Here is a 24,130-nt window from a genome sequence, read left to right as displayed (position 1 = left end):
TGCTGGCCGCCTCCGGCGATTGCGCCCGGGGCGTCGTGCCGCCACGGTTGTCTCGGGTCAGCGGGTGGCGGTGGCGAACACCACGATGTTGTCCGGGTAGCTGCCGGTGCGCGGGTTGAAGCGGCCGCCGCAGGTGATCAGGCGCAGCCGCGCCTCCGGGTCGCCGCCGTAAACCCGCTCGGTGGGGAAGCGGTCCTTCGGGTACGCCCCGACACCGTCCACGGTGAACGTGGCGACCCGGCCGTCGGCCCGGCTGACCCGTACCGTGTCCCCGGGGCGTAGCCGGCCCAGGTCGAAGAAGACCGCCGGGCCGTTCTGCGAGTCCACATGCCCCACCAGCACGGCGTTGCCCGCCTCGCCCGGGGTGGGGCCCGGGCGGTACCAGCCGGCGATCTCCGGGTGGTCCAGCGGTGGCACCTCCAGTTCGCCGTCGTCGTTGGTGGCCACCGGGACGATGGCGGCGTCGACGCCGATGCGGGGAATGGTGACGCGGGCCGGTTCGGAACGGGGCAGCACCGGCCCGGGTGAGCCGGAGGGTTCGGCGGTCGGCGCCGCCGAGGCCCCCGGCTGGGGCGGCCGGAGGGCGGTGGTGCCGAGACCGGCGGCGACCAGACCGGCGCCGGTCGCTCCGGCGATGGTGACCGCGGCGACGACCGCGGCCGTGCGGGCCTTCGACGGCCCGTCCGCGCTGCTGCTCTTCGGCGACAGGTTCCCACCTCCGGTCCGGCGTGGGCGGCGCCCGCGCCGGACCAGGTCCGGCGCGGGCCTCCTCGCCCAGGGATGGTGTGGCGAGGCCGTCAGGCGGCGGTGGTCGGGCGCCGTCGGCGGCGCACCAGCGCGTACGTCCCGCCGGCGACCGCCACGGCGGCCAGCGCGCCGCCCGTGACGAGCACGCCGGTGTCGCCGTCCTTGCCGCCGGCACCGGCCGGGGCACCGCCGATCGGGGTGACGGTGAAGGTGGCCGTGCCCCCGTTGCTGCCGTTGCCGCAGGTGGTGGTGACCGTGTACGTGCCGAGGGTGAACCCGGCGGTGAAGAGTTCGGCGCTCAGTCCGCCCCCGGCCGCGGCCGTGGTGGACCGGACGTTCTGGTCCCGGTCGGGTCCGGTGACGTGGAAGAGCGCGTCACCGTCCTTCGGGTTGCATTCCGTCGTGGTGAGGACGACGGTCCCGCCGACCGGGGTGGTGGCGGGTGAGACGGTGGTGTCCGCGAGCGCGGCGGCCGGGAGCAGGAGCGTGCCGAGGCCCACGCCGACCGCCGTCGATCCGAGAATTCTCTGTGCCTTCATCCGCGTCTTCCCTCACTTTTCGTCCGCTGACCGCTTGGGACGCCGTTCGGGTGGCCAACTCCGTGACTAGCACCGGTGTGGCCAACACTAGGAGGGTTGCGACGGTCACTCGGCGTAAATGAGAAATCTTCGTTGCTGTCCCATGTCTTCCCTCCCGCCGGAGAGCGTCGGGCATGCCCGCCCAGCCGCGTCCGGAGAACCGGGGGCGCGTGCCCACTGCGCCGGCCTGTCCCGTTTCGGCGGGCCCGTGGCGTGATCCACTCCAGGTCCGGCAACCGGCGGTCTCCGGACCTGCCGAGACCGCCACATGCCGCACACGGAGTCGATTGAGGCCCGGCCCAGGCCGAGAGAAGGCCGCGGCCTCGTGACCAACGACCCTGGCGGTTCCGGTCGGTGGGGAGGACTGTGGTGAACGTGAGCACTGCGAGCAGAACGGCCAGGCCGGCGGCGAGCTGCCCGATCCGGCCGGGGGAGCCGTGCACCCTGTGCCAGCTCGATGTCACCGGGCCGCAGGACTGCCCGCTGGTCTATCTGGTGATGGGGGACGACGAACTGCGGGAGGGGGTGCACCGGGCCAGACTGGCCACGGCCGGGACGCGGCGGCCCCGACCGGCACCACGTCCCGCAACCCGCAGCCACCAGCGCGAAAGCTAGCCTCCTAGGACGCTCTAGCGGATGTGACGGCGCATCTGGCGCTGCCCCCAGTCACCGGGAAGGTGTTTCCTCGCCTGCTTACTGCCTCTGGCGGATCACTCGTCAGGGGAGCAGCCTGGCCCGGCGGGCCGCGACCACGACCTCCAACCGGGTGTGCGCGCCCAGCTTGCGCATCGCCGAGCGCAGGTAGCTCTTCACCGTCTCCGGGCGTAGCCCGAGCTGCGCCGCGACGTCGGCGTTGGTGCACCCCAGCGCCACGCAGGCCAGCACATCGATCTCCCGCGGCGACAGGGCCACCGCCGGGGCCGGGCGGTCGGGCCCCGCGACGGCGCCGGCGAGCCGGTCGGCGACCGCGTCGAGGCGGTCGCGCAGCTCCGGGTCGTCGACCCGGCGTAGCAGCCCGCGCAGCTCGGCGTGGGCCTGCCGGACCTGCTCCCATCCCGGCCCGTCCGGGTCCCGCTCGGTGCGCGCCGGCGCGGTGGGCAGAGCGGCCAGCGCCGCGCGGGCGGCGTCCCGGTCGGCGAGGCGGCGTTCCAGGTTCCGGCCGACGTCCACCGCGGCGGCGACCAGGCGGTCACCGAGGGGTAACCGCTGACGGACCGCGCCGTAGAGGACGGCACGCACCTCCCGGCCGGTCACCACCGGTACGGCCACCACCGAGCGCAGCCCCTCGGCGAAGACCGGCGCGTCGTACTCGTGGCTGATCGTGCGGGCCACCGGGTAGTCGTCGACCCGAAACGGCAGACCGAGGGCAAGGGCCTTCCCGCCCAGCCCAGCGCCGGCGGCGACGGCCAACCCGCGCAGCGCTCCGGTGGTGGTGCCGGTCAGCTCGGTGATGATCATCCGATGCGCTGCCCCGGGCCGCACCAGCCCGCCGAAGGCGACCGGCAGCCCGGTGCCGCGGCGCAGGGCCAGCAGCGCGCCCCGGATCTCGTCGGCATCGTCGCGGGGAAAGAGCCGCCCCACCCTCATCACCTCACCAAGATCCGCCGGGCCGCCCGGCCACCCCCATCCGGGGGTGGTGAGAGGCGCGTCACCCGATCGAGGATCAGGCTACTGCGCGCGGCCCCGTCCCCTCGCCGCGCGTCCAGCAGACAGAGGAAGGACACCCTCCATGGCCACCGCCGGCACCGACGCCTTCCGCGCCGCGCGCGACTTTCTGCTCGCGCACCGCGAGGACCCCGAGACCGCGTACGAGAGGTTCCGCTGGCCGGCACTGGACGAGTTCAACTGGGCGCTGGACTGGTTCGACGTGCTCGCCGCGGAGAACGACGACACCGCGCTGTGGATCGTCGAGGCCGACGGGGGAGAGGCCCGCTGGTCGTATGCCGAGCTGTCCCGCCGCTCGAACCGGGTGGCGAACTGGCTGCGGGCGCGGGGCGTGCGGGCTGGCGACCGGCTGATCCTCATGCTCGGCAACCAGTTGGAGCTCTGGGAGACGATCCTGGCGGCGATCAAGCTGCGCGCGGTGATCATCCCGGCGACGCCGCTGCTCGGCCCGGCTGACCTGGCCGACCGACTGGACCGGGGCGCGGCCCGGCACGTGGTGGTCGGGGCGGAACACACCGACAAGTTCGCTGAGACGCCCGGCGACTACACCCGGATCGCGGTCGGCGGGCCGGTTACCGGCTGGCACGCCTACGCCGACGCGTACGACGAGTCGGACATGTTCACGCCCGACGGGGTGACCCGGGCCGACGACCCGCTGTTGCTCTACTTCACCTCGGGCACCACCGCCCGGCCGAAGCTGGTCGAGCACACCCACGCCTCATACCCGGTGGGCCACCTGTCCACCATGTACTGGATCGGGCTGCGCCCCGGCGACGTGCACCTGAACATCTCCTCGCCGGGCTGGGCGAAGCACGCCTGGAGCAACGTGTTCGCACCGTGGAACGCGGGCGCGACGGTCTTCGTCTACAACTACTCCCGTTTCGATCCGAACGGGCTGATGGCGGCGATGGACCGCTGCGGGGTGACCAGCTTCTGCGCGCCGCCGACCGTGTGGCGGATGCTGATCCAGTCGGACCTGACCCGGCTCGGGAAGCCGCCGCGCAGTGTCGTCGGCGCCGGGGAGCCGCTGAACCCGGAGGTGATCGAGCAGGTCGAGGCGGCCTGGGGGGTGACCGTCCGGGACGGGTACGGGCAGACCGAGACCACCGCGCAGATCGGCAACCCGCCCGGGCAGCCGGTGCGGCCCGGCTCGATGGGGCGTCCGCTGCCCGGGTACGTGGTGGCCCTGGTCGACCCGGTGACCGGCGAGCCCGGCGACGACGGGGAGATCTGCCTCGACCTGGCGCACCGGCCGACCGCGCTGATGGCCGGCTACCACGACGACGCCGAGCTGACCGCCACCGCGATGCGGGACGGCTACTACCACACCGGGGACATCGCCTCCCGGGACGCCGACGGCTACCTGACGTACGTGGGGCGCACCGACGACGTGTTCAAGGCGTCCGACTACCGGGTGTCACCGTTCGAGCTGGAGAGCGCGCTGCTGGAGCACGAGGCGGTTGCCGAGGCGGCGGTGGTGCCGTCACCGGACCCGGTACGTCTGGCGGTGCCGAAGGCGTACGTGGTGCTGGCCCCCGGGTGGGCTGCGGACGAGAAGACCGCGGCGGCGATCTTCGCGCACTCGCGGGAGCGGCTGGCTCCGTACCTGCGGGTGCGGCGGTTGGAGTTCGCCGAGCTGCCGAAGACCATCTCGGGGAAGATCCGCCGTACCGAGCTGCGCCTTGCCGAGCGGGACAAGCACGCCGGGGCGCGGACGCGGCCGGCCGGCGAGTACCGCGAGGAGGACTTCCGCTGAGTCGCCCCGCCGACTCCGTGTGCGGCATGTTGCGGTCATAACCAACCGCGAGACCACCTATTGCCGTACCCGGAGTCGGCCATTGCGGTCCGGCGACCGTGACCGCTGGTAGGTTCCCTCGCCGTGAGGGGGACTGCGGGGGACCGGCTGGACGGGCGCTTCGCGCGACTGTGGGCGGCCAGCACCATGTCGGCGCTGGGCAGCGGGATGGCCATCGTGGCCGCGCCCCTGTACGTCGCGTCGCGGACCGACGATCCGCTGGTCGTGTCGGCGGGCGCCGCGGTGGCGTGGCTGCCGTGGCTGCTGTTCTCGCTGCCCGGCGGGGTGCTCGTGGACCGGGTGGACCGGCGACGGCTGATGGTGGTCATCGACTGGGTGCGGGTGGGCGTCCTGGTGGTGCTGACCGCCGCGATGGTGACCGGCCGGGCCGGGGTGGCGCTGCTCTACGCGGTGCTGTTCGTGGTCAACGCCGGCGAGGTGGTGTTCCGCAGCGCTGCCCAGGCGATCGTGCCGGCGGTGGTGCTCCGGTCGCGGCTGGAACGCGCGAACGGCTGGCTCGGCGGCGGTACCCAGGTCATGCAGAACATGGTCGCCGGCCCGCTCGGCGGGTTCCTCTTCGTGGTGGCCGCCTCGATCCCGTTCGGCGTCAATGCCGGCACGTACGCGCTCAGTGCCGTGCTGGTCGGCCTGGTCGCCGGGTCGTACCGCGGCTCGCCGGAGCCGGGCCGACGCCGCTCGGTCCGGGCGGAGGTCGCCGAAGGGTTCCGCTGGCTGCTGTCCCAGCGGCTGCTACGCACCATGACCCTGCTGATCGGCATGCTCAACGTCACCCTCACCGCGGCCCTCGCGGTGCTGGTGCTGCTGGCCACCGAACGGCTCGGCCTCGGCTCGGTCGGCTACGGCGCGCTGTTCACCTGCCTGGCGGTCGGCGGGCTGCTCGGCTCGGCCGTCGGTGACCGGCTCATCGCCGCGATCACCGCCACCTGGACGATCCGGATCGGCCTGCTGATCGAGGCCGGCCTGCACCTGGCCCTGGCCGCCTCGCGCAGCGCCGTGGTCGTCGGGGTGGCGCTGTTCGTCTTCGGGGTGCACAGCGCGTTGTGGAACATCGTGGCGAACTCGCTGCGCCAGCGGCTCACCCCGCCCGCGCTGATGGGCCGGGTGGGCAGCACGAACCTGTTCATCGCCGCCGGTGGCAACTGCGTCGGCGCGCTGCTCGGCGGGATGGTCGCCGCCCGGTTCGGGATCACCGCGCCGTACTGGGTGGGCTTCGTGGTCGCGCTGGCGGTGATCGCGCTGACCTGGCGGGTCTTCGACCGGGCGACGGTCGCGGCCGCGTACGCCGAACCGGCGGCCACGGCGCCGGAAACCCCGGCGAGCGTCGGCTGAGGGGGCCGGTCGGGACCGTCGCGAGACGGCCCCGACGGCGGTCGAGGCGACGTCTACCGGCCCTTCTTCAGCTTCTGGTAGAGCTGTTCGGGGTCCCGTACGAAGTCCATTTTCTTGTCCCGGGCCCGGGAGAAGTCGTCGATCATGTGTTGCACCTCGCCCGGGGTGAACCGCCGGTCGTCGTCACCCTCCTTCTTCAGCCAGTTGATCACGTCGTCGTAGTTCTTCCAGTCCTTCTTGCCCATCAGGCGTTCGAGGTCGGAGATCTCGTAGTCCTTCTGCATGGCCTGGCTGGACGGGTCGTGAATCTTCATGGTCTCGCTCCTCCCCGTGTCGGGCCCTCGGTTTCCCCTGTCGGACCTGGGCAAACGGGCCCGGCGCGGCCCCGCCGCCGACGGTGTGGCAGCGTGGGCGGGTGGACGCATCCCCGGTCGACGTCGACCTCGCGCTGCTGGGCGGCGGTGGCGCCGCCGCCCTGGTGCTGGCCGCCCTGGACCGGCACGACGTCGCCGGCCCGCGGATCGCCGTGGTCGACCCGGTGCACCGGCGCGGCCAGGACCGCACCTGGGCGTTCTGGGGCACCCCGGGCGGCGAACTCGACCCGCTGCTGAACGCCAGCTGGTCGCGGGTCGACGTGGTCACGCCCGCCGGCCGCCGCGTCCTGCCGCTCGCCCCGCTGCGGTACGCGATGCTGCGCTCCGCCCCGGTCTACGACCGGGCTGCCGCCGCCGAGCGCCGGCTCGGCGCGGTGCGGATCGGCACGCCGGCCGGGGCGTTGCAGGACGACGGCGACCGGGTGACGGTCCGCGACCCGGACGGGCGGGTGCTGCTGCGGGCCGGCTGGGTGCTCGACTCGCGCCCTCGCCCACCGGAGCGACCCGGGCGGACCCGGTGGTTGCAGCACTTCCGGGGATGGTGGCTGGCGGCCGACCGGCCGGTGTTCGATCCGGACCGGGCGGTACTGATGGACTTCCGCACCCCGCAGCCTGCCCGGGGTGTCTCCTTCGGCTACGTGCTGCCGGTCAGCGACCGGTACGCGCTGGTCGAGTACACCGAGTTCTCGCCGGCGGTGCTCGCCGACGCGGCGTACGACGCGGCGCTGCGCGGGTACGCCGGCCGAATCGGACTGGACCTGACCGCGCTGCGGGTGCGCGAGGTGGAGCACGGGGTCATCCCGATGACCGACGGCCCGTTCGTCACCCGCCCGTCGCCCCGGGTGGTCCGCCTCGGCACCGCCGGCGGCGCCACCCGCCCGTCCACCGGCTTCACCTTCTCGGCCATGCTGCGGCAGGCCGACCAGATCGCCCGTTCCCTCGCGGCCGGCCGGCCGCCGGTGCCGGCGCCCGCGTATCCCCGGCGGCACCGGTGGCTGGACGCGGTGGCGCTGCGGGCCCTGGACCGGGGGCACGTCGACGGGGTGGAGTTCTTCACGCGGCTGTTCGACCGTAACCCGCCCGAGCGGGTGCTGCGGTTCCTCGACGGCGTCACCAGCCCGGTGGAGGAGTTGGCGGTGATGCGGTCCAGTCCGTGGCTGCCGATGACCGCGGCGGTGCTCGGTGACACCGTCGACCGGCTGTGCGCCCGGCCGGGCCGCGCCGCCACCGGCGTTCCGGAGGCCGGGTCACGGGCGGCGGGCCGGTCCGGCTCGTAGCCGGCGGTCTGCCGGGCATTCGTGCCGCGCCGGGCCGTCCGTGCGGCCTACCGGCCGAGTTCCCGGGCGACGGCGTCCCGGACCAGCACCCGGAGCCGCTCCATCGGGTCGCCGTCGCCCGCGCCGAGCCGGTTGCGCACCGCCGCCACCGTCAGCCCCAACCGTGGGTACGCGAACGCGAGGCTGCCGCCGCTGCCGGCGGTGCCGAACGAGCCGTCGTCGTCGACCGCGTACCCCAGGCCGAAGGTGGCTTCCTGCCCGAACACCCACTCCTCGGCGCGGACCGCCACCGCCGACACCTCCCGCAGTCGCTCCGGTGAGATCAGCCGTACGCCGTCGACCGGGCCGAGCAACGCCGCGTACATCCGGGCGGCCGCGCGGGCGCTCATCGTGCCGACCGCGGGCACCTCGGCGCGCAGCACGTCGGGGCGGCTGCCGATCGTCGCGTCGGGTCGTACGCCGGGCGGGGCCACCGCGTCGAAGTTCGGCAGGTGGGCGCTCGCGTACGTGATCATCTCCGTCAGGCCGGCGTCCTCCAGCCGGGCCAGCCGGGGCAGGTCCGCCTCGGGCACCCCGAGGAAGAGTTCCCCGGGCACGCCGAGCGGGACGGCCACCTCCTCGGCGAGCACCTCGGAGATCCGCCGGCCGGTCACCCGCCGGATCACCTCCCCGACGAGCCAGCCGAACGTCCACGCGTGGTACGCGAGCCGCGTCCCGGGTGCCCACCGAGGCTCGGTGTCGGCGATCAGCGCGCACATCCGGTCCCAGTCGGTGAAGTCCTCAGCGGTGATGTCGGCCGGCAGCGCCGGCAGCCCGGCGGTGTGGGTGAGGGCGTGCCGCAGCGTGACGCGCTCCTTGCCGTGCCGGGCGAACTCCGGCCACACGTCGGCGATACGCAGGTCGTAGTCGAGTTGCCCCCGTTCGGCGAGGACGTGCGCCACGGTGGCGGTGAGCCCCTTGCCGGTGGAGACCGCGTGCACCGGCGTGTCGGCGGTGACGGGTCGCCCGGTGCTGGCGTCGGCGAGGCCGGCCTGTTCCTGCACGATCGGCTGCCCGTCCAGGTAGGCGGCCACCTGCACGCCGCTCTCCCGGCCGGAGGAGACCAGGTCGTCGATCGTTGCTCGCACCTCGGCCCGCAGGCCGTCCCAGCGTCCGTCCACGATCGCTCACCCTGCCAGAGGGCCGTGCCGGTGTCGTGGGTATTTCTCCTCGGCGGGCCGGGGGAGCGGATCGGGCCCGCCCCCGGCGGGTCGGCCGACCCGGCCGCTCGGCGTACCGGGTAGGTTGCCGGCATGGCGGAGGCGGCGACCGGCCGGGTCGTGGAGATCTGGACCGACGGGGCGTGCAGCGGCAATCCGGGCCCGGGTGGCTGGGGCGTGGTGCTGCGCTGGGGTGAGCACGAGCGTGAGCTGTGCGGCGGTGAGGCGACGCCGACGACGAACAACCGGATGGAGCTGACGGCCGCGATCCGCGCGCTGGAGAGCCTGACCCGGCCGGTCACCGTACGTCTGCACACCGACAGCACGTACGTGCGCAACGGCATCACCGGCTGGCTCGCGTCCTGGAAGCGCAACGGCTGGCTGACCGCGGCGAAGCAGCCGGTCAAGAACGCCGACCTGTGGCAGCGGCTGGAGGCGGCCTGTGCCCGGCACGACGTGACCTGGCTCTGGGTGAAGGGGCACAACGGACACCCGGAGAACGAGCGCGCCGACGCGCTGGCCAACCGGGGCATGGCCGAGGCTCGGGCGGAGGCGGTGGCGGCCCGCTGACGCCGACGGGTTGTGTTCAACCTGGTCGATGGGTAACGTAACGGATTGACACCGTCACGGACAGTCGCCTTCGGAGGTGTCCACGTGACCGTCTCACCGCTCACCGACCTGCCGCTGTGGCCGCCGATCAACCTCGACCGCGACCCGCTCGTCCCGCTGGACGCGGCGGAGCGGCACCGTTTCTCCGGGCCGGTGACCCGGGTCCGGCTCCCCACCGACGCGACCGCCTGGCTGGTCACCCGGCACGCTGACGTCCGCCAACTGCTGCGCCATCCCGACTTCAGCGCCGACCTCGGCCGGCCGGGCTTCCCCCTGCTGCGCCGGCTGGCCCCGGCCGCGCTCGGCGACCGGCGGGGCGGCTTCATCCGGATGGACGGGGTGGAGCACGCGCGGCTGCGCCGGATGCTCACTGCCGAGTTCATGATCAGGAATGTTCGGCGGATCGAACCGCTGATCCGGCAGACCGTCGACCAGGCCCTGGACGGGCTGCGTGATGCCGGTCCGCCCGCCGACCTGGTGGCGCACTTCGCCCTGCCGGTGCCGTCCATGGTGATCTGTCACCTGCTCGGCGTCCCGTACGCCGACCATGAGTTCTTCCAGGAACGCAGCCGGACGCTGATCGACCGCGACGCGTCACCGGAACACCGCCAGCGGCACGCGCGGGAGCTGCGCGACTACCTGCGCCGACTGGTCGAGACGAAGGTGGCCGCCGGCGACCGCACCGACGATCTGCTCAGCAGACTGGCCCGGGACCGGGTCGACACCGGCGAGCTGGCCGTCGACGAGCTGGTCGGCATGGCGGTGCTGCTGCTCATCGCCGGCCACGAGACCACCGCCAACATGATCGGCCTGAGCACCCTGCTGCTGTTGCGGCACCCCGCCCGGTACGCCGCCCTGCGGGAGGACCCGGGGCATGCCGACGGTCTGGTCGAGGAGCTGCTGCGCTGTCTGAGCATCGTGCGCGACGGCCTGCCCCGGCTCGCCACGGCGGACGCCGAGATAGGTGGGCAGCTCATCCAGGCGGGCGAGGGCGTGATCGCGGTGCTCTCCCTGGCCAACCGCGACCCGGACACCTTCGACCGGGCGGACGAGTTCGACCCGTACCGGCAGGCGCAGCAGCACGTGGCGTTCGGGTTCGGGATGCACCAGTGCATCGGGCAGCCGCTCGCGCGGGCGGAACTGCGGATCGCCCTGGTGGAGCTGGCCCGACGGTTCCCCCGGCTGCGCCCCGCCACGGTCGCCGGGCGCCCGCCGACCCGGGACGCCTCGGTCGTGTTCGGCCTCGAAGCGCTACCGGTGACCTGGTGACCGAGGGGGCGGCCGTGCGGGTGCGGGTGAATCGGGAACGCTGCTGCGGATCGGGCAACTGCGTGGTGACCGCGCCGGAGATCTTCGACCAGGACGACGAGGTCGGCCTCGTACTGCTCCGCGTCGCCGAGCCGCCGCCGGACGTGGCCGACCGGGTCCGGCAGGCCGTCGACCTGTGCCCGGCCGGGGCGATCAGCCTCGACGAGCCGCCGCCCCAGCCGGAGCACACCGGATTCGGCGGCTCGCCGGTGCCGGAGGGCTGATCAGCATCGTCGCCGGCCGGCTCGTCTCCCCGGGCCGGGCACCGCCGCCCGGTCAGCGGGGCGCGTCCGGGTGTGTCGGCATGGAGGAACCACCGGCGCTGCTGCCGGAGGACCCGCCGGCCACTCCGGAGCCGTCGTCCTCGGTCACCACGTCAGGCTTCGGTGCGCCCGGCTCCGGCGCCGGCACGTCGGTGTCCGCGTCGACCTGAACCAGCCGGGCCTGGCCGGCCTCATGCTCGGCGTGCGCCGGATCGACCGGCTGCTCGCCCTGGCGTACCCGATACTCCACCCGTCCGCCTCCCGTCGTACCGCGCCGCCAAAGGTGGCGTGGCACGACGGCTACCCCGCTGCGACACTCCGAAACGCGTGGCGTCGGGCGGGCGGATCCACGCGGTGCGATGTCCGGCCGGTGAGTGACCCGCCTGACCCGCGGACCGCGTGGTGAAACGCCCAGGCTGCCGCGTCCGGGGTCGATCAACCCGGGTCCGCGTAGGTGGATCGCTGCCTGTCCGTCGCCCGGCGGTCAGCGGCGGCGGCGTGTGGCGGCCCGTTTGCGCGAGGGCCGGACCGGGGTGATCGTGAGGGACCAGTGTGCGGGCCGGCGTAGGCCCGGCGGTAGCACGGTCCGGTGATCGCCGCGGGCGGCGTCGACCTGCGACTGGTGCACGAACAGGCATCGGCCGAGGTCGGCGCCGCGTAGGTCGGCGCCGCGTAGGTCGGCGCCGGTCAGGTCCGCCGCGCCCAGGTCGACCTCGCGCAGGTCGGCGCCGATGAGGCAGGCCCCGCGCAGGTTCGCCCCGGACAGCCCGGCCCGGCGCAGGTCCGCCCCGATCAGCACCGCGCCGCGCCGGTCCACGCCCGCGCGTCCGGCCCGGGCCTGCTCGCCGGCCTGGGACAGCAGCTGGTTGACCCGGTTCCGATGCGCGTCGACGTCCAGGGCGAGCAGTTCCTCCGGCGTGCCGTCGGTGAGCCGTTCGGTCTGCGCCAGGGCGGCGGCCAGGTCGCCCCGGAGTGACCCGGCCGGTGTCAGCGCGAGGGCCTCGGTCAGGTACCAGAGCAGCTCGTGCAGCGGCCTCATCACCGCGAAGGTGTCGAACATCAGCCGGGCGGTCGTCGGGTCGCCGCGCCAGTCCCGTCCGCCGAAGGTGCCCTGCGCGAGGTGCTGGCCGGCGCCGAAGCAGTCGAAGACCGTGCAGCCGGCGAAGCCCCGCTGGCGCAGGTCGCGGTGGATGCCGCAGCGGGAGTCGGTGCGCAGGTTCGGGCAGGGCCGGCCGGCCGGCTTGTCGATGGCGAAGTCGGCGGAGGCGGCGAACGCCGGCGCGACGCAGCAGATCCCGAAGCACCGGGCACAGTCGGCCCGCAGCTCACGCCCACCGCTCGCCGCCGGTCGTTCCGTCGCCTCGGACACCCTGCCCGGCCTCCCCCGTCTCGCCAGCGCCGGCCTCGACCGCCCGCGCCCCGGTGCCATTCTCCCGCCTGCCGGCAGCGGGAGAGCGGCCGGGTCGCTCGGTGTGATCCGGCACCGTTATGCCCCTGGATGCCGGGTTGCTCCGTATCGTGGCGGTGAGGAAGGCGGGCTTCGCCGCCCAGGTCGGTTACCTCATCCGGGCGTCCATCTCGCTCGACCGCTGAGCCGGTCCGCGCCCGACGTGTGGGAATGCCCGAACGGGTGACAACCGAGACCCGGATACGCGGCGGCGTATTCAGGAACTGCCAGGACGATGACCGAACGGATGACAACCAAAGCGCTCCGTTATTGCAACGAGTCATTGCGTAGACCAGATCGTTGTCAATGTCTGACAACCAATCCGGCCGTTACCGTAACGATTCAATTCGCCGCTCGCCACCGGTTTACCTTCGGGTGAAGGACGTATTCGTCGCCGTCCGGAGGGCTTCTCATGAGCGACATGTCCCACCCACCGTCGTTGGCCACACCCGGTGATTCGTCCGCCTCGGCCATCGCCGTCGACGCCGATCCCACGCCGTCCGCGGACGGCCGCCGGGAGATCGTCGGCCGGTCGCCCAACCAGCTCGCCTGGCTGCGTCTGAAGCGGGATCGGACGGCGCGGTTGAGCGCGCTGACCCTGCTCGTCGCCGCGGTCGTCGCCCTCGGCGCGCCGCTGCTCGGCTGGCTGACCGGAATCGACCCGACGGACAAGTTCGTCGACCGGCTCAACGATTTCGGAATGCCGATCGGATACGCCGGCGGCATCAACGCCGAGCACTGGCTCGGCCTCGAACCAGGCAGCGGCCGTGACATCCTCCTTCAGCTGGTGTACGGCCTGCGGACGTCCCTGTTCATCGCCTTCGCCTCGGCCCTGGTGGCCTCCCTCATCGGGGTGATGGTCGGCGTGCTGGCCGGTTGGGCGCGCGGCTGGCTGGACAGCGTCGTGAACTGGGTGATCGACCTCACGCTGGCGTTTCCGTTCCTCATTTTCGCCCTCGCGGTGATCCCTATCCTCGAGGACCGGTTCTACACCGACCGCGAGGCACCGTCACCCGCCTTCCGGGTGGGGCTGATCATCGCCACCTTCGGCCTGTTCAGCTGGACGTACACGGCACGGTTGGTGCGCGGGCAGGTGATCTCGCTGCGCGAACGGGAGTTCGTCGAGGCCGCCCGGGCCGCCGGCGCGGGCACCGGGCACATCCTGTTCCGGCAACTGCTGCCGAACATCTGGGCGCCGATCCTGGTCACGGTCTCGCTGAACGTGCCGCAGTTCATCGCCATCGAGGCGGCCCTGGCGTTTGTCAACATCGGCGTCACCGAACCCACGCCCGACCTCGGCCGGATGATCTACAACAGCATCGGCTACGTCGCGAGCGACCCCTGGTACACCCTGTTCCCCGGATTGACGATCTTCCTGCTGGTCCTGGCGTTCAACCTCTTCGGAGACGCGCTGCGCGACTCGCTGGATCCCCGATCGACCCGGTAACCCTCGGCCATCAACATGCCCGGCCGGCGGGGCCGCCGGGCGGGAAGGGAGCACACCGTGCGAGCACGAACCCGGACACTGACCACGGGTGTCCTCGCCGCGGCGCTGGTCGCCGCCGGTTGCAGCCCCACCACCGACAGCGGCGGTGGTGGCGGCGACGACGGTAAGACGAAGACCCAGACCGGCTTGATCTCCTATGAGGCCGCCGACAACCAGGGCCCGGCGAAGGCGGTCGACGGGGCCAGCCGCGGCGGGACGCTCACCATCATGCAGAACTCCGACTTCGAGCACCTCGACCCGGCCCGCAACTACGTCAACGTGCAGCAGGTGACCGGCGGGCTGCTCTATCGCGCGCTCAACGGTTACAAGGAGGACGGCAGCGGCAAACTGCTGCTCGTCGGCGACCTCGCCACCGATCCCGGCAAGGACGTCAACAAGGACTGCAAGGTGTGGGAGTTCACCCTCCGGGAGGGCGTGAAGTACGAGGACGGCTCCCCGGTCACCAGCAAGGACGTCGCGTACGGCATCGCCCGCTCGTTCGCGGGCAGCCTCAACGAGGGCCCGCACTACATCCAGCAGTGGCTCTACCCGGGCGGGGTGTACAACGCGAAGTACCAGGGACCGTACGACGGCGGCAAGACCGTTCCGGACGGCATCGAGACGCCCGACGACCGGACCATCCGGTTCACCTTCCCCGAGTCGCACTGCGACATGCCGTACGCGGCGGCGCTGCCGACCAGCGCACCCGTCCCCGCCGCCAAGGACACCCGGGCGAACTACGACCTGCGGCCCTTCTCGTCCGGCCCGTACAAGGTGAAGTCGTACCAGCGGGACGTCGCGCTGGAACTGGAGCGCAACCCGAACTGGGACCCGAAGACCGACCCGCTGCGCAACGCCTACCCGGACGCGATCCGGATCACCTTCGGGCTGGAGCAGGCGCAGATCGCCGAGCGCCTCGTCGCCGACGCCCCGGCCGACCAGGCCGCGCTGAGCTGGACCGACGTGCCACCGGCCGTGCTGCCCCGGACCACCAGCGCCGGAGTCGTCGAGCGGGTGGTCAAGGGCCCGACGCAGTACACCTGGGTGCTGAACATCAACAACCAGCGGGTCACCGACCTGAACGTGCGCCGGGCGTTGAACTACGCCATCGACAAGGACGCCGTGCTCAAGGCGATCGGCGGGCAGGCCGCCGGCTCCCCGGCCACCACGCTCATGTCGCCGACCACCGCCGGTTGGAAGAAGTACGACGCCTTCAACGCCCCCCTCACCGGTGACAAGGCCAAGGTGACCGAGCTGCTCGGCGGCAAGAAGCCGAAGCTGGTGCTGGCCCACGCCAACACCGAGCTGCGGACCCAGCAGGCCGAGGCGATCCGGAAGAACCTCACCGTCATGGGCTTCGACATCGTCATGAAGCCCATCGAGAGCAGCAGCTACTACGACGAGGTCGGCCGCAAGAACAACCCGTACGACCTCTACATCGGCGGCTGGGGCTCGGACTGGCCGACCGGCTCCACCATCATCCCGCCGGTCTACGACGGGCGGGAGATCGTCGCCGAGGGGAACAACAACCTCTCGTACCTGAACGAGTCGACGATCAGCGCCGAGGTCGACCGGGTTCGTAAGCTGCCCGCCGGGGAGCAGGACGCCGGCTGGATGGCCCTGGACGAGAAGATCATGCGGGACTACGCCCCGGTCGTACCCCTCTACTACGACGCCGCGTACGAGCTGCACGGATCGAAGGTCGGCAACACCTTCCTCAGCGACGCCTACGGCATCATCTCGCTCAACGGCATCTACGTGAAGCAGTGACCACCCGTGGGGGCGGCCCGAACCGGGCCGCCCCCACCGTCCACCGGGGAGGGGTACCCGTGCTCCGTTTCGTCATCCGGCGGCTGCTCGTCGCCGGGGTGACCCTGGCCGTTATCAGCCTGATCACCTTCGGTCTCTTCTTCGCGGTGCCGAGCAGCCCGGCCAAGGTGATGTGCGGCCGGAACTGCACCGCCGAGGACATCGCCCAGGTCGAGCAGCGGCTCGGCATCGACCAGCCGCTGCCCCGCCAGTACGCCGACTTCGTCAAGGGCGTCTTCGTCGGCCGTACCTACGGGTCCGGGGACTTCCGGCAGGAGTGCCCGGCGCCCTGCCTGGGCTACTCGTTCCGCAACAACCAGCCGGTGACCGAGATCATCATTCAGCGCCTCCCGGTGACCTTCAGCATCGTCTTCGGCGGCGCGGTGCTCTGGCTGGCGTTGGGCATCTCGCTGGGCATGGTGTCGGCGCTGCGCCGCGGCACGGCCTTCGACCGGGCCGCGATCGGCATCACCCTGGCCGGGGCGTCCATGCAGGTCTACTTCTTCGGGCTGATCCTGCTCTACCTGCTGGTGTACGCCACCGGGCTGCTGCCGTTCCCCAGCTACACTCCGCTGACCGAGAATCCGGCCCGCTGGGCGGTGGGCCTGCTGCTGCCCTGGATGACGCTCGGCTTCCTCAACTCCGCCCTGTACGCCCGGCTGTCCCGGGCGCAGATGCTGGAGACCCTGTCGGAGGACTTCGTGCGTACGGCGCGGGCGAAGGGGCTCTCCAGCCGGCAGGTGCACCTGCGCCACGCGCTGCGGGCCGCGATCACCCCCATCGTCACGATCGCCGGGCTCGACATCGGAACCAGCCTCGGCGGCACCTTCATCACCGAGACCATCTTCGGCCTTCAAGGGCTGGGCAAGGCCACCGTGGAGGCGGTGCAGTTCCTCAACCTGCCGGTGGTCATGGCGACCGTGCTGCTGGCGGCGGTGTTCATCGTGGTCGCCAACATCGTGGTCGACGTGCTCTACGCGGTCATCGACCCGCGGGTGCGGCTGAGCTGACGGGAGGGAGCGACATGGCAGGGCTTCCGGTACAACGCTCCGGTGAGGGTCCCTATCTGCGGGTCAAGGATCTGCGGGTGCGGTTCGACACCGAGGACGGTGTGGTCCGGGCGGTGGACGGGGTGTCGTTCTCGGTGGAGCGGGGCCGCACGCTGGGGATCGTGGGTGAGTCGGGCTCGGGGAAGAGCGTCACGTCGTTGGCGGTGCTGGGTCTGCACAACGCGAAGCGGGCCAGGATCACCGGGGAGATCTCGGTGGGTGGGCGTCAGTTGGTCGGGTTGCCGGAGGAGGAGGTGCGGCGGCTGCGGGGCCGGGACATGGCGATGATCTTCCAGGATCCGTTGTCGGCGTTGCATCCGTACTACACGGTTGGTCGGCAGATCGCTGAGGCGTATCGGGTGCATCATCCGAGGGCGGGTCGGCGGGAGGCCCGGCAGCGGGCGGTGGACATGTTGGGTCGGGTGGGGATTCCGCAGCCGGGGAAGCGGTTCGATCAGTATCCGCATGAGTTCTCGGGTGGGATGCGGCAGCGGGCGATGATCGCGATGGCTCTGGTGAATGATCCGGATCTGGTGATCGCGGATGAGCCGACCACCGCTCTTGATGTCACTGTGCAGGCGCAGATTCTGGATCTGTTGGCGGATCTGCAGGCGGAGTTCCGGTCGGCGATCATTCTGATCACGCATGACCTGGGTGTTGTCAGTCAGGTGGCTGATGACGTGTTGGTGATGTATGGGGGTCGGGCGGTCGAGTACGGCAGTGTGGAGCAGGTGTTGCGTCGGCCGCAGCATCCGTACACGTGGGGTTTGTTGTCGAGTGTGCCGTCGTTGCATGGTGATGCGGACGCGGATTTGGTGCCGATCAGGGGCAATCCGCCGTCGTTGATCAATCTGCCGTCGGGGTGCGCGTTCCACCCGCGCTGCCGCTACGCCGGCCGCAACGGCGACCGCTCAGTCACCGATGTCCCCGAACTGCGGCAGGTGGTCGAGCGTGGCCACCTGGTCGCCTGCCACCTGCCGGAGGCCGTCCGGCAGCGCATCTACCGCGACGAGATCGCCCAGGTGGGGGTGGCGAGATGAGCACCATCAACGGGCGTCTGCCGGCGGCCATCGTCGGCGAACCCGAGCCGCGCGACGCCGAGCCGCTGCTCAGGGTGCGCGGGTTGACCAAGCACTTCCCGGTGCGGGAGGGCTTCCGGGCCAGGGGCGCCGTACGGGCGGTCGACGGCCTGGATTTCGAGGTGCGTCCGGGTGAGACGTTGGGCCTGGTCGGGGAGTCCGGGTGTGGCAAGACCACGACCGGGCGGATGCTGGTGCGGCTGCTGGAACCGACCGCCGGGTCGATCGAGTTCGCCGGCCGGGACATCACCCACGCCCGCCGTGGCGAGCTACGGTCGCTGCGGCAGGACCTGCAGATCATCTTCCAGGACCCGTACGCGTCGCTGAACCCCCGCCACACCGTCGGCCGGATCGTGGCCATGCCGTTGCAGGTCAACGGCGTCAACCCGCCCGGCGGGATCAAGAAACGCGTGCAGGAGCTCCTTGAACTGGTCGGGTTGAACCCGGAGCACTACAACCGTTACCCGCACGAGTTCTCCGGCGGGCAACGCCAACGTATCGGCATCGCCCGCGCCCTCGCGCTGCGCCCGAAACTCATCGTCGCCGACGAGCCCGTCTCCGCCCTGGACGTGTCCATCCAGGCCCAGGTCATCAACCTGCTGCGCGATCTGCAACGCGACCTCGACCTGGCGTTCGTGTTCATCGCACACGACCTGGCCGTGGTCCGGCACTTCTGCCACCGGGTCGCCGTCATGTACCTCGGCAAGATCGTCGAGGTCGGCGACCGCGACGACATCTACGAACGGCCCCAGCACCCGTACACCCGGGCACTGCTGTCCGCCATCCCGGACGTCACCACGCTCGGGCCGGCCGGACGTATCCGCCTCACCGGGGACGTGCCCACCCCGTTGAACCCCCCGTCGGGCTGCCGGTTCCGTACCCGCTGCTGGAAAGCCCAGGACCGCTGCGCCGCGGAGGAACCGGCACTGGTCACCCGCGACGACGGCCACCAGCTCACAGCCTGCCACTACCCGCAGAGCGGAGCGCTGGCTCAAGCCAGGGACGCCGCGGTGGGTTGAACGTTGAACCGGGTGTAACCGCCCCGCAGCGGGGTAGGCCGGCGCCATGGAGCTGGTCGAGGAGTCGCCGTACCGGTTCCGGATCGACCGGCATGATCCGATGCGGGTCCCGGGCGTGGTCTTCGCGTCCCGGTCGCTGCTGCCGGACGCCCGGGCGGACCGGTCGCTGGACCAGGTCGCGAACGTGGCCACCCTGCCCGGCATCGTCGGCGCCTCCTACGCCATGCCGGATGTGCACCTGGGTTACGGCTTCCCGATCGGCGGCGTCGCCGCCACCGACGTCGAGGCCGGCGGGGTGGTCTCGCCCGGCGGGGTGGGCTTCGACATCTCCTGCGGGGTGCGGCTGCTCGCCGCCGGGCTCGACCGCGCCGAGCTACGCCCCCGCCTCGACGCGCTGATGGACAGCCTGGGGGAGGCCACCCCGCGCGGCATGGGCAAGGGTGCGGTGTGGCACCTGGCCGGCGGGACGGAACTCGACGGCGTGCTGCGCGGCGGCTCCCGGTACGCCGTCGAGCGCGGCTACGGGGTGCAGCGCGACCTGGACCGGTGCGAGGACTACGGCGCGGTCGGCGACGCGAATCCGGCCCAGGTCAGCGAGCGGGCGGTGCAGCGGGGCGCCGGTCAGGTCGGCAGCCTGGGCTCGGGCAACCACTTCCTTGAGGTGCAGGCCGTGGCGGAGGTGTACGACGAGCCGGTGGCCGGCGCCTTCGGGCTGCGTGTCGGGCAGGTCTGCGTCATGATCCACTGTGGTTCGCGCGGGCTCGGCCACCAGATCTGCACCGACTACGTCCACGCCATGGAGAAGGCGATGCCCGGGTACGGCATCCAGGTGCCGGACCGGCAGCTCGCCTGCGCGCCGGTGTCGTCCCACGAGGGACGGGCCTACCTCGGCGCGATGGCCGCCGCGGCGAACTACGCCCGGGCCAACCGGCAACTGCTGCACCACGCCGCCCGGCAGGTCTTCGAGCGGGTCACCGGAAGCGATCTGAGCCTGGTGTACGACGTTTCGCACAACCTCGCGAAGATCGAGACTCACGGCGTCGACGGCGACCAGCGGCGGCTCTGCGTGCACCGCAAGGGCGCCACCCGGGCGCTGCCGCCGGGCCACCCGGACCTGCCGGACGACCTGCGTCCGGTCGGGCAGCCGGTGCTGATCCCCGGGTCGATGGGCACCGACTCGTATGTGCTGGTCGGAACGCCGGGAGCGCCGGCCTTCGCCTCCACCTGCCACGGCGCCGGCCGTACGCAGAGCCGCAAGCAGGCCACCAAGGCGGTGCGCGGGCATGATCCACGCCGGGAACTGGAGGCGCGGGACATCGCGGTGCGGGGCAAGTCGCGGCGAGGACTGGCCGAGGAGATGCCGGCCGCGTACAAGGACATCAACGCGGTCATCGAGGCCACCGAGGGGGCCGGGCTCTGCCGGCGTGTGGCCCGGCTCGTCCCGGTCGGCGTGGTGAAGGGCTGACCCGTACGCGAGCCGGGTCAGACGTCCAGCGTCACCGCGCAGGACCAGCCCTCCCGGTCGGGGCCGAAGCGCAGCTCGTGCAGGGACACCGCCTTGGGTACCGCGCCGACCAGCTCCACCGCGTCGGCGTCGACCGTCCACCACCGCACCAGCAGCCCGCCGTCGGCCGCGCGTACCTCGGTGGCCAGCGGCAGCACGCCCGCCGTCTCCAGCCGGAAGATCACCTCGTCGAGGACGGCGACCAGCATGTCCGTGTCGTCACCGGGCGGCACGGCGAACCGCGTCTCGGCCGTCGAGTCCGCCGTCGCGCCGGCGGTGTCGACGAAGCCGTCCAGCATCGCGGCCACCGCCTCGACCACGCACCCTTCCCGGTCCGGCGCCCACGCCTCGATCCGTACGTCTGCGGTGTGCGGCACGTTCCGGTGTCCCCGCGCCGGTCGTCTGCTCATCTCCCGCCCCCGTGCCACGCCCGACGGTCACCGAGCCGTGACCCTCGCCGCGTTCCCCAAGATCCGCCCAGATTCACGGAAAGAGTGGTCATGCCACGTCTGATGGCCACTCTCTCCGTGAAAGAGGCGCCTCCGCCCGACGCGCGAGCCCGACGCGCGGCTGGACCGCCGGGCATCTCCTACCGCTGTCACTGTACGTGACGTTGATGGCTGCGTAGGGGAGGATCTCAGCGGCGTAGGCGGTCACCGACTCACCGGCCCGGCGACAGGGACGCCACCTCGCCCGGCGCGGCGGTCGTACCGGGGGCGGACGGTGTGGGCCCACCGGCGGCCGGCGTCACCGCGAAGACCGGCGCGTCGGCCGTCAGCATCGCCGTCCGGGCCGACACCCGCCACCGGTCCGTCAGGGCGGACGCCAGCTCGGCGAGCATCCGGGGCACCGTTCCCGCCGCCCCGTCGTGCAGCGCCTCGATGACCACCAGCACCTCGGTGGTGTCGTCCCGGACGGCGGATCGGCCGCTCTGCCGGTGGGTCCAGCGCCGGGAGTGTGCCCGGCCGGCCGAGTCGGCGAAGATCACCTCGCCGGGCTCGGGGCGCTCGTCCTCGCCGCCACCGAGGGTCAGGTAGGTCTCGTCGCCGGTGGCCGGCCGCACCGCCAGGTCGCCGGTGATCCGCTCGACGTCGAGGACGGCCACCGGCACGGCGTACCCGAGAGACAGCGCGTTGCCCAGGTCGACCAGCGGATGCAGCCGCGGCAGCGCGCCGTCGCGCCGGAAGCGACGCAGCAGCGACTCGGCCGCGCATCGGTAGCGGGTCGGCGGCAATCCCATTCGCGCGAAGGCGCGGCGCCAGGCCTGGATCTCCGGGAAGCCGCCCTCCGGCCCGGCCGCGAGTCGGGCCCGGGCGGTGTCCGCGTGCCGGGCGAGCAGCGGACCGACGTCGACGGCCGGGGTGACGCCGGTGGCGTGCAGGACGCCGCAGACCAGCTCGGGGAAGGTCGACCAGACCTGCGGGGCGTGTCGGAAGCGCACAGGATGCTCCTATCGGGCGGTGAGGGCCAGGCCGAGGCCCAGTGCGAGGAAACTGCCGGCGAAACCGCGGCGTAGCAGCGCGGTCACCCGCGGCCGGGCCAGCACCCGCTGCCGCAGCGCGCCGGCCAGCAGCCCGTAGCCGGCGAAGGCCAGGAAGGTGGTCAGCATGAAGACGCCACCGTAGGCCAGCATCCGGACCGTGGCCCCCGGCGCGTCCGGGGGACGAACTGCGGCAGGAACGCCACGAAGAACACGGTCACCTTGGGGTTGAGCAGGTTCACCAGCACCCCGTCGAGGAGCAGCCGGCGCGGCGGGCGTGGGTCGTCGACCGGCAGCGGGCTGCGGTCACGCAGCGCGGACCAGGCCATCCACAGCAGATACGCCACGCCCAGCCAGGTGACCACCCGGAACGCCGGGGTGCCGGCGCGCAGCAGGGCGGCCAGGCCGGTGACCGCCGCCGCCAGGTGCGGCACGAGGCTGACGGTGCAGCCCAGCGCGGCGACCAGCGCGGCGCGGCGACCCGCGGACAGTCCGGCGGAGAGCGTGTACACGACCCCGGTGCCCGGGGTGATCACCACGATCAGTGTGGTCAGCAGGAAGGCGATACTCATGCGGTCCAGCCTGCGGCCATAATGGCCTCGTGGACAGAGCCAAACATCGGTTATCCGACGAGTCCATAACGGCCGGTGCCGATTTCCTTCAGCTCGATGTCGGCGAGGCCCCGCCCGGTGGGCGCGCCGACTGGCTCGCGGCCCGGCTGCGAGCGGCCATCGCCGACGGTCGGGTGCCTGTGGGCGCCCGCCTGCCGGCCAGTCGGGTTCTCGCCGCCGAGCTGGGCGTCTCCCGGGGCGTGGTGACCGAGGCGTACCAGCGGCTCACCGAGGACGGGCACGTGATGGGGCGCGGTCGAGCCGGGACGGTCGTGGTGGCCACGCCCACCGAGGTGGTCACCCCCGCGCCGCGGCCACCCGCCCGGGTCGAGGTGTTCACCGACCGGCCGGGCGCGGAGGTCTTCGACGCCCTGCGTACCGCCCCGGCGGAGCTCGACCTGACACCCGGCGTACCCGATCTCGCGGCCTTCCCCCGCGCGGCCTGGCTGCGGGCCGAACGCGCCGTGCTGCACCGCCTGGCGCCCGCGGACTTCGGGTACGGCGACCCGACCGGCACCCCCGCGCTGCGGCTGGCGGTTGCCACCTGGCTGGCCCGCAACCGGGGCATCCGGGTCGACCCGGCCGAGGTGGTGATCGTCGCCGGGGTGTCCCAGGCGCTCGGCCTGCTCGCCCAACTGCTGCATGCCGACGGGGTGCACACGGTGGCGGTGGAGGACCCCGGCTCCCTCGGCGTCCGTCAGCACCTGCGCAACTGGCAGCTCGACACCCCGCCCGTGCCGGTGGACGAGCGCGGGCTGCGGGTGGACCGGCTGGAGGCCAGCGGCGCGCCGGCGGTGATGCTCACCCCCGCGCACCAGTTCCCGACCGGGGTGGTGCTCGACGGCGACCGGCGCCGCCGGTTGCTGCGCTGGGCGCAGCGGGGCGGCCTGGTCATCGAGGACGACTACGACGCCGAGCACCGCTACGATCGCCCGCCCGTGCCGGCGCTGCGTGGCATGTTGCCCGAGCAGGTCTGCTACACCGGCAGCGTCTCCAAGCTGCTCGCCCCGGCCCTGCGGATCGGCTGGGTGCTGGTGCCGCCGCGGCACCACGCGGCGTTGGTGGCCGCCAAACGGATGGCCGACCTCGGCAACGCGGCCCTGCCCCAGCTCGTGCTGGCCGAGTTGATGGACTCCGGGGCGCTGGAACGTCACCTGCGGCTGCTGCGTCGCCGGCACGTACGCCGCCGGGACGCGATGATCCGCGCCGTGCGCGAGCACCTGCCCGGGGCGGTCCTGCACGGCGCCGCCGCCGGCCTGCACCTGCTGGTCACCCTGCCCGGCGGCGTTGACGACGTCGCGTTGGCCGCCGCGGCGCTACGCCGGGGCGTCAAGGTGCAGCCGCTGTCCTGGCACGGGCAACGTCCGCAGCCGCCCGGCCTGGTCCTCGGCTACGCCGCCAACCCGACCGGCGACATCGAGCGCGGCATCGCCACCGTCGGCGTGGCTCTGCGCGCCCGCTCCTGACGATGCCTCGTTGAT

At 72.5% G+C, this 24,130-nt stretch carries 25 protein-coding genes; 14 read left to right on the top strand and 11 right to left on the bottom strand.

What is annotated here, in order from left to right; genetic code table 11:
- Positions 1–57: 57 nt before the first annotated feature.
- Together GA0070604_RS16460 and GA0070604_RS16455 are read right to left on the bottom strand one after the other, a co-directional pair.
- On the bottom strand, positions 58–708 hold the full coding sequence (locus GA0070604_RS16460) for a class F sortase (protein WP_091118739.1): 651 nt from the start codon (positions 706–708) through the stop codon (positions 58–60).
- Between the two features lie 89 nt (positions 709–797).
- On the bottom strand, positions 798–1,286 hold the full coding sequence (locus tag GA0070604_RS16455; protein WP_091118738.1) for a hypothetical protein: 489 nt from the start codon (positions 1,284–1,286) through the stop codon (positions 798–800).
- 408 nt (positions 1,287–1,694) lie between these two features.
- Between GA0070604_RS16455 and GA0070604_RS16450 the strand changes: the two genes are divergently transcribed.
- Positions 1,695–1,940 carry a DUF6767 domain-containing protein gene (locus GA0070604_RS16450; RefSeq protein ID WP_141721308.1) on the top strand — a complete coding sequence of 82 codons (246 nt, stop codon included), beginning with the start codon at positions 1,695–1,697 and terminating at the stop codon, positions 1,938–1,940.
- 102 nt (positions 1,941–2,042) lie between these two features.
- Here GA0070604_RS16450 and GA0070604_RS16445 read toward each other — a convergent pair whose 3' ends face one another.
- Entirely contained in the window at positions 2,043–2,906 is an 864-nt protein-coding gene (locus tag GA0070604_RS16445; RefSeq protein WP_244161941.1) for a response regulator transcription factor, read from the bottom strand.
- Between the two features lie 148 nt (positions 2,907–3,054).
- Here GA0070604_RS16445 and GA0070604_RS16440 point away from each other — a divergent pair, with 148 nt between their 5' ends.
- Together GA0070604_RS16440 and GA0070604_RS16435 are read left to right on the top strand one after the other, a co-directional pair.
- Positions 3,055–4,746, top strand: a complete 1,692-nt coding sequence (locus GA0070604_RS16440; protein WP_091118735.1) for an AMP-binding protein — start codon at positions 3,055–3,057, stop codon at positions 4,744–4,746.
- 123 nt (positions 4,747–4,869) lie between these two features.
- On the top strand, positions 4,870–6,135 hold the full coding sequence (locus GA0070604_RS16435; RefSeq protein WP_244161940.1) for an MFS transporter: 1,266 nt from the start codon (positions 4,870–4,872) through the stop codon (positions 6,133–6,135).
- A gap of 53 nt (positions 6,136–6,188) precedes the next feature.
- On the opposite strand, the gene GA0070604_RS16430 is transcribed toward GA0070604_RS16435, so the two are convergent.
- Positions 6,189–6,449 (bottom strand): hypothetical protein, encoded by a 261-nt coding sequence (locus GA0070604_RS16430; protein ID WP_091118734.1) that lies wholly within the window; start codon positions 6,447–6,449, stop codon positions 6,189–6,191.
- An 83-nt stretch (positions 6,450–6,532) separates the two neighbouring features.
- Between GA0070604_RS16430 and GA0070604_RS16425 the strand changes: the two genes are divergently transcribed.
- A complete protein-coding gene (locus GA0070604_RS16425; protein ID WP_091118733.1) occupies positions 6,533–7,786 on the top strand; it encodes a lycopene cyclase family protein in 1,254 nt (417 codons plus the stop codon).
- Between the two features lie 47 nt (positions 7,787–7,833).
- On the opposite strand, the gene GA0070604_RS16420 is transcribed toward GA0070604_RS16425, so the two are convergent.
- Complete coding sequence (locus GA0070604_RS16420; protein ID WP_208602080.1) at positions 7,834–8,946, bottom strand: serine hydrolase domain-containing protein; 1,113 nt, start codon at positions 8,944–8,946, stop codon at positions 7,834–7,836.
- A 132-nt stretch (positions 8,947–9,078) separates the two neighbouring features.
- On the opposite strand from GA0070604_RS16420, the gene rnhA reads away from it, so the two are divergent.
- From rnhA to GA0070604_RS16405, 3 genes are all read left to right on the top strand, one after another.
- Positions 9,079–9,555 (top strand): ribonuclease HI, encoded by a 477-nt coding sequence (rnhA, locus tag GA0070604_RS16415; RefSeq protein WP_091118731.1) that lies wholly within the window; start codon positions 9,079–9,081, stop codon positions 9,553–9,555.
- 84 nt (positions 9,556–9,639) lie between these two features.
- Positions 9,640–10,863: a cytochrome P450 gene (locus tag GA0070604_RS16410; RefSeq protein WP_091118730.1), complete on the top strand. Its 1,224-nt coding sequence runs from the start codon at positions 9,640–9,642 to the stop codon at positions 10,861–10,863.
- The gene (locus GA0070604_RS16405) at positions 10,860–11,126 is read left to right on the top strand and encodes a ferredoxin (RefSeq protein ID WP_244161939.1); all 267 of its coding nucleotides are present in this window, start codon (positions 10,860–10,862) and stop codon (positions 11,124–11,126) included. The genes GA0070604_RS16410 and GA0070604_RS16405 overlap by 4 nt, the downstream gene beginning before the upstream one ends.
- Before the next feature lie 52 nt (positions 11,127–11,178).
- Here GA0070604_RS16405 and GA0070604_RS16400 read toward each other — a convergent pair whose 3' ends face one another.
- Positions 11,179–11,415, bottom strand: a complete 237-nt coding sequence (locus GA0070604_RS16400) for a preprotein translocase YidC (RefSeq protein ID WP_091118729.1) — start codon at positions 11,413–11,415, stop codon at positions 11,179–11,181.
- 234 nt (positions 11,416–11,649) lie between these two features.
- Positions 11,650–12,534 (bottom strand): pentapeptide repeat-containing protein, encoded by an 885-nt coding sequence (locus GA0070604_RS16395; protein ID WP_244161938.1) that lies wholly within the window; start codon positions 12,532–12,534, stop codon positions 11,650–11,652.
- A gap of 490 nt (positions 12,535–13,024) precedes the next feature.
- Between GA0070604_RS16395 and GA0070604_RS16390 the strand changes: the two genes are divergently transcribed.
- Genes GA0070604_RS16390 through GA0070604_RS16365 form a run of 6 tightly spaced genes read left to right on the top strand, consistent with a single transcriptional unit; the run spans position 13,025 to position 20,519 of the window.
- Positions 13,025–14,059 (top strand): ABC transporter permease, encoded by a 1,035-nt coding sequence (locus tag GA0070604_RS16390; protein ID WP_091118727.1) that lies wholly within the window; start codon positions 13,025–13,027, stop codon positions 14,057–14,059.
- Positions 14,060–14,116: 57 nt separating this feature from the next.
- Complete coding sequence (locus tag GA0070604_RS16385) at positions 14,117–15,868, top strand: ABC transporter substrate-binding protein (RefSeq protein ID WP_091118726.1); 1,752 nt, start codon at positions 14,117–14,119, stop codon at positions 15,866–15,868.
- A gap of 59 nt (positions 15,869–15,927) precedes the next feature.
- Positions 15,928–16,917, top strand: a complete 990-nt coding sequence (locus GA0070604_RS16380) for an ABC transporter permease (RefSeq protein WP_091127183.1) — start codon at positions 15,928–15,930, stop codon at positions 16,915–16,917.
- A 14-nt stretch (positions 16,918–16,931) separates the two neighbouring features.
- A complete protein-coding gene (locus GA0070604_RS16375; protein ID WP_091118725.1) occupies positions 16,932–17,996 on the top strand; it encodes an ABC transporter ATP-binding protein in 1,065 nt (354 codons plus the stop codon).
- Positions 17,993–19,054, top strand: coding sequence for an ABC transporter ATP-binding protein (locus GA0070604_RS16370; protein ID WP_244161937.1), 1,062 nt, complete (start codon positions 17,993–17,995; stop codon positions 19,052–19,054). The genes GA0070604_RS16375 and GA0070604_RS16370 overlap by 4 nt, the downstream gene beginning before the upstream one ends.
- A 46-nt stretch (positions 19,055–19,100) precedes the next feature.
- Positions 19,101–20,519 (top strand): RtcB family protein, encoded by a 1,419-nt coding sequence (locus GA0070604_RS16365; RefSeq protein WP_091118724.1) that lies wholly within the window; start codon positions 19,101–19,103, stop codon positions 20,517–20,519.
- A 17-nt stretch (positions 20,520–20,536) separates the two neighbouring features.
- Here the strand turns inward: GA0070604_RS16365 and GA0070604_RS16360 are convergent, their stop codons facing one another.
- The 4 genes from GA0070604_RS16360 to GA0070604_RS16350 all read right to left on the bottom strand — a co-directional run bounded on the left by GA0070604_RS16360 (position 20,537) and on the right by GA0070604_RS16350 (position 22,610).
- Positions 20,537–20,968: an archease gene (locus GA0070604_RS16360; RefSeq protein WP_091118723.1), complete on the bottom strand. Its 432-nt coding sequence runs from the start codon at positions 20,966–20,968 to the stop codon at positions 20,537–20,539.
- Positions 20,969–21,219: 251 nt separating this feature from the next.
- On the bottom strand, positions 21,220–21,999 hold the full coding sequence (locus GA0070604_RS16355) for a B3/B4 domain-containing protein (RefSeq protein WP_091118722.1): 780 nt from the start codon (positions 21,997–21,999) through the stop codon (positions 21,220–21,222).
- 9 nt (positions 22,000–22,008) lie between these two features.
- Positions 22,009–22,167, bottom strand: a complete 159-nt coding sequence (locus tag GA0070604_RS33590) for a hypothetical protein (protein ID WP_244161936.1) — start codon at positions 22,165–22,167, stop codon at positions 22,009–22,011.
- On the bottom strand, positions 22,161–22,610 hold the full coding sequence (locus tag GA0070604_RS16350) for a LysE family translocator (protein WP_244161935.1): 450 nt from the start codon (positions 22,608–22,610) through the stop codon (positions 22,161–22,163). The genes GA0070604_RS33590 and GA0070604_RS16350 overlap by 7 nt, the downstream gene beginning before the upstream one ends.
- Before the next feature lie 29 nt (positions 22,611–22,639).
- Here GA0070604_RS16350 and pdxR point away from each other — a divergent pair, with 29 nt between their 5' ends.
- Positions 22,640–24,115 (top strand): MocR-like pyridoxine biosynthesis transcription factor PdxR, encoded by a 1,476-nt coding sequence (gene pdxR, locus GA0070604_RS16345; protein ID WP_091118721.1) that lies wholly within the window; start codon positions 22,640–22,642, stop codon positions 24,113–24,115.
- The last annotated feature ends 15 nt before the right edge of the window (positions 24,116–24,130 follow it).

It is taken from the genome of Micromonospora eburnea, from assembly GCF_900090225.1.
GTDB lineage: Bacteria > Actinomycetota > Actinomycetes > Mycobacteriales > Micromonosporaceae > Micromonospora > Micromonospora eburnea.
This window is presented reverse-complemented; position numbering and strand designations above follow the sequence as displayed.